The organism is Lyngbya aestuarii BL J, assembly GCF_000478195.2.
Lineage (GTDB): Bacteria > Cyanobacteriota > Cyanobacteriia > Cyanobacteriales > Microcoleaceae > Capilliphycus > Capilliphycus aestuarii.
Map to the genome: position 1 here is coordinate 1 of NZ_AUZM01000145.1, position 4,843 is coordinate 4,843.

Consider the following 4,843-nt stretch of genomic DNA (forward strand, 5'->3'; position numbering starts at 1 on the left):
TCTTCCGATCTCCACGCCAATCAAACAGCCCTGCTGGGATTAAGAGGTGATCTAAAAATTTAAGCTCTCGGTTGATTTTATATAAATAATTCGGTGTAATCGCGACAATCCCCTTCATCCTAGATGCACCCTAACCTTCTTAGGATAGGTTATGCTGAGGTTCATCCTCAGACTATTTGAAGATTACTAATCAGCACAGGAATAAAGGGAAGTTCTGATCAACTCCGAAGCCAAACAGAAATCTGACTGACAGACTTAACCCTGCATGGCTTTGACTAATTCTGCCGCGACTTCAGGACGAGAGAATTCCGGCGGTGGCATTTCACCCCGACGCAACATTTCCCGAACTTTGGTTCCAGATAGGTGAATCCGTTGATCTGGTTTACTCGGACTGGTTTTGCTGGTTGCCATCCCCTTAGTAAGGGTACAGTAGAAGGCGTGTTCAAACTTCATCGGGATGATCCCCAACTCCGAGGGTTCAAACTCCTCGAAAATATGTTGAGCATCATAGGTGCCATAATAATCACCCACACCTGCATGATCACGACCCACAATAAAGTGAGTACAACCGTAGTTTTTGCGGACAAGCGCATGAAAAATCGCTTCTCTCGGGCCTGCATAACGCATGGCAGCCGGGTTGATTGCTAAAATTACCCGATCTTTGGGATAATACCCGGACATCAAAATTTCGTAGCAGCGCATCCGCACATCAGCAGGAATGTCATCGGACTTAGTGGCTCCGACAAGGGGATGCAAAAATAAACCGTCAACGGTTTCTAAGGCGCATTTTTGAATGTATTCGTGAGCGCGGTGGATGGGGTTACGGGTTTGGAAACCCACAATTGTTTTCCATCCTCTTTCCCAAAATAAAGCCCGAGATACGGCAGGATCAAGCTGATATTGGGGGAATAAGGGGTGATCATCACGCTCGAGTAACCACACGGGGCCTGCGAGATTAATCGGCCCTTGTTCGTAGACGACTTTCACACCGGGGTGCTTGTCTTCTGTCGTCCCATAGACGTTGAGTGCTTCTTTTTCTTTGTCGTAAGTATATTTCTGTGTCAACTTGAGGACACCGACAAACTTACCAGAAGGAGAGTCTAGACGAATTAAATTTCCTTCGACTAAGGGTGTTGCCACCTCTTGGGTAACGGACAAGGTAATCGGAACAGACCAAGGTAAGCCGTTACTCAGGCGCATATCACTGACGACTGTTTCATAGTCTGCCTGTTCCATGAAGCCTGTTAAAGGGCTAAATCCACCGATGGCAATCATTTCTAGGTCGGACAGGGTTCGCTCATCGAGTTGAACGACAGGTAGGAAGTCGGCTTTTTCGAGAAATTCCTGCCGTTGTTCAGGGGAGGCAATGCGGTTTATTAGTTCTCCACCGTGGGGAGCAATTGCGTCTTTCTGCTGACTCAAGGGGACCTCTCTAGGTGAACGACAAGTTAGAGAAAATATTAAGTTTTTCTGACTACTTATCTTAACCTGTGATCGCCCAGTGTTTTTATGTAAATATACCTATTTGTGATAATTTTATTGTCAAAACAGGCGATCGCCGTTGAGTCTGCCCACTATTCTTTGCGGGGAAAGGCATATTCATAAAATATAAAATTTGTCAAGTTCAAGCGTCTATCAACCGGAAAAGCAACAGATTTCTGTCGGCAGAAAGATTTTTAAATGTGTTAAAACAGGTATCCTAGAAGCAAAATAGACTGACCATACCCGGGTGAAGGAGTAGACGATGCGAGTCAATTGGAAACTATTAGTCATTGTTTTGCTGTGGATGCTTCCGGCTCACGCTCAAGTCTCCAGCACTCAAGTCCAAGCCTTAGTTGAGGCTTTACGTTTAGCGGCACCGCAGACGGGAACTGAAAACGATGGATTGTACACAGACTGGCAGATTAAACCAGATAACATCCCTCGTTGGTCTAGACTGTGTATTGGCCAGGAAATGACACCTGCTCAGTTTGAAGCCAATGATCAAAAAGCCAGAGAGGTATTAGGCTGTGTCATGGAAGATGTTCTCAAAGAAGAATATCCCAACAGTGGTAACAGTGAAGAAGTGGCAATTCGTCGAGCCGCAGCCTGGTGGATGACTGGAGATCCCAATCAATATAATAGTGGTCAAACGGCTGAGTATACTCAGAAGGTCTTGCGTTTCTATCAACAGCAAAAGTAACGATAAGTCGTTGATTTAATCTTCATGGGAGTTTAGGCAAGTTTCTAGAGGGGGAACAATTCTCCCTGACTATTCGACTGATACAATAGAGAACAGAGCATTAATTGCCAACTTGAAACTTCCCCAACTTAGGTGAAGTCAGATACTGGGTTTCACATCTTAAACTTTTAAAACAAGAACTAGCCAGTTGATCGACTCCATGGAGGCAGACATGAAACGCACTTTAGCGATCGCCACACTCTTACTCACGACCGGTTTAGCGACTCCCGCCTTTGCATCTGCTGATAGTCGGCGTGAAACTCTCCGCGATCGCAATTTTGATCATACGGTACAAAGCCAAGGGGTATTACTCGCTGACCGCCGAGAAGATGAAGCTTGGGATCGATATCGCGATGAGCGTCATCGGGAACTTGATCGCCAGATAAACAACGAGATGAATAAACCTCATAACTCCCGTTTGTCTCAGCAACAGAAAGAAAAAGTCATTCGCGATGCTCATCGAGAACTTGATAAACAGCTTGATCGAGATGAAGATGAATGGAAAGAACGCTATGATCGATCAAATAATGGTCGCAGTCGTAATGATCGGTTTAATAGACGCTACGACACAAATGATCGCCGTAATGATCGCATCAGAGATAGTCGTTATGACAATGACCGTCGTTACGATAATCGCCGTAATGATCGCAGCAGAAGCGATAACTATTACCGAGTTGATCCTCAAAATCCCTACGAACAGTATAGAAGAAGGGTAGGTTATTAATCTGCAATTTTAGTGACTCGTGAGGTGTAGGGGCGGGTTCTATACAAAAATATGTTTTTCGCAAACATTCGCAAACAGCATTGATTAACCTGTCCTTACTTCCTGGAACCGAAAACCTGACTATTCTTCTTGTCAAGATGTTGCATGAAAGATTGTTTTTTCCGGTTCGGTTTCAACTAATAATTGACCCTTAGAAAAAACATATTGCACGGTTGCTCGTTTACGAATGGCATCAAAACGATCTTGAGCATCAAGGATAATAAAATTAGCCGTTTGGTCGATTTCTATCCCGTATTGTTCGCCAAGTGAAAGGGTTTTTGCTCCATTCCAAGTGATCATATTATAACAAGCTTCAATTTCTGGCATTCCTGTCATTTGACAAACATGAACCGCCATGTGAGCCACATCTAATAAATTACCAGTTCCTAAACTATACCAGGGATCTTGTACACAATCATGTCCTAAACTCACATTTAATCCCTGTTGCCATAATTCTTTAACTCGTGTGACTCCTCGGCGTTTCGGATAGATATCGCTACGACCTTGTAGGGTAATATTAATCAGAGGATTAGCAATAAAATTAATGTTTGATCGCTTTAAAAACCCCATTAATTTGAACGCATAGGCATTATTATAAGAGGCGAAAGCGGTTGTATGGCTAGCGGTAACTTTATCCCCGATTTCGGTTCTAATCGCACAAGCTGCAACAACTTCTAAAAACCGAGATTGATCATCATCAATTTCATCGCAGTGAATATCAATTAAACAATCATATTTTTGAGCGAGTTCAAAGATACGGTGAACCGATTTCACCCCATCTTCTCGGGTCAACTCATAGTGAGGAATTCCCCCCACCGCATCTACACCTAAATCTAATGCTTTTTCCAGTAATAATTCATTCTCAGGACGACTATAAATTCCATCTTGAGGAAACGCTACAATTTGTAAGGTCATCCAGTCTTTGACTTCTTCTCGAACGGCTAATAAAGCCTTTAATGCGATTAAATTTGACTCGCTTACATCTACATGAGTCCGCACAAATAACACCCCTTGTTGGGCTTGTTGGGTGAGGGTTGAAATCGCCCGTTCTTTAACATCTTCAAAGGTAAGTTGTTTTTTACGTTCTTCCCAAATTTGAATTCCTTCAAACAGGGTTCCACTTTGATTCCACCGGGGTTCACCTGCGGTTAAAGCCGAATCTAAATGAATATGAGACTCGACAAACGGGGGACTAATCAGTTTCCCTTGTAGGTTAATTTCTTGTTGGGCTGATGCGGGAATAGAAGGCTCTATTGCTGCTTTTTTTCCCGCCGCAATTGCGATGTCAACGATTTCGGTTTTAGTCGGCGATCGCAGTAAACAACCCTGTCGGAAAATCAGATCATAAAGTTGAGTAGACATCGTTCCCCTCTTGATTTTTAATCAGAACTTTACCCTGTTGTCTAGCTTGTCTAATGGCTTGGTAAAACTGTTCAGGTGTGACCGAACTAACCAAACTCAGAGGATAAGTATCTTCACTAATTGCTTTAGCATAAGCAGCTTGTAAATAAGGAGAATAAGACTGATCGTTGGCAACATAGACTTTAAAAAATGCCAAGCCGACTGCATTCATATAATTATTAATCGTAACGGGAACGGGATCAATAACTTCTTTTAGAGAAGAACTCACCGCCTGATTGACCATACTGAGATTAAGATTAATATGATGATCTCCTTCAGCGAGGAGAAGATATTTATGAGGAGTTGTCAACCAAGTAAAGGATCGAACTTGTTCCCAAGCCACGGGGGTAACTTTATCTTCTCCGCTCGTTTGCCAAAGAAGCGGGACTTGAATTTGACTTAAACTTTGTTCTCCAAAGATGCTACTATTAACAGGATTAATAGGCATCACAGCTTTG

5 protein-coding genes are annotated in these 4,843 nt (G+C 43.1%); 2 read left to right on the forward strand and 3 right to left on the reverse strand.

Going from position 1 to position 4,843, the window contains the following annotated elements; all coding sequences use genetic code 11:
- Window positions 1-255 precede the first annotated feature (255 nt).
- The gene (sat, locus tag M595_RS26870; RefSeq protein WP_023069755.1) at window positions 256-1,422 is read right to left on the reverse strand and encodes a sulfate adenylyltransferase; all 1,167 of its coding nucleotides are present in this window, start codon (window positions 1,420-1,422) and stop codon (window positions 256-258) included.
- A 322-nt stretch (window positions 1,423-1,744) separates the two neighbouring features.
- Between sat and M595_RS26875 the strand changes: the two genes are divergently transcribed.
- Window positions 1,745-2,182, forward strand: coding sequence for a hypothetical protein (locus M595_RS26875; protein ID WP_023069753.1), 438 nt, complete (start codon window positions 1,745-1,747; stop codon window positions 2,180-2,182).
- 211 nt (window positions 2,183-2,393) lie between these two features.
- Window positions 2,394-2,945 carry a hypothetical protein gene (locus M595_RS26880; RefSeq protein ID WP_023069751.1) on the forward strand — a complete coding sequence of 184 codons (552 nt, stop codon included), beginning with the start codon at window positions 2,394-2,396 and terminating at the stop codon, window positions 2,943-2,945.
- Window positions 2,946-3,077: 132 nt separating this feature from the next.
- Here the strand turns inward: M595_RS26880 and codA are convergent, their stop codons facing one another.
- The gene (gene codA, locus M595_RS26885; RefSeq protein ID WP_023069754.1) at window positions 3,078-4,346 is read right to left on the reverse strand and encodes a cytosine deaminase; all 1,269 of its coding nucleotides are present in this window, start codon (window positions 4,344-4,346) and stop codon (window positions 3,078-3,080) included.
- Window positions 4,327-4,843 (reverse strand): alpha/beta hydrolase family protein (locus tag M595_RS26890; protein WP_375339254.1); only part of this gene is annotated, 517 nt, incomplete at its 5' end. The genes M595_RS26890 and codA, both read right to left, overlap by 20 nt.

What these genes read in the sequence shown, in the direction of transcription:
- codA (WP_023069754.1), bottom strand. Translation starts at nt 4,346, where the DNA reads ATGTCTACTCAACTTTATGATCTGATTTTCCGACAGGGTTGTTTACTG.
- M595_RS26875 (WP_023069753.1), top strand. Translation starts at nt 1,745, where the DNA reads ATGCGAGTCAATTGGAAACTATTAGTCATTGTTTTGCTGTGGATGCTT.
- M595_RS26880 (WP_023069751.1), top strand. Translation starts at nt 2,394, where the DNA reads ATGAAACGCACTTTAGCGATCGCCACACTCTTACTCACGACCGGTTTA.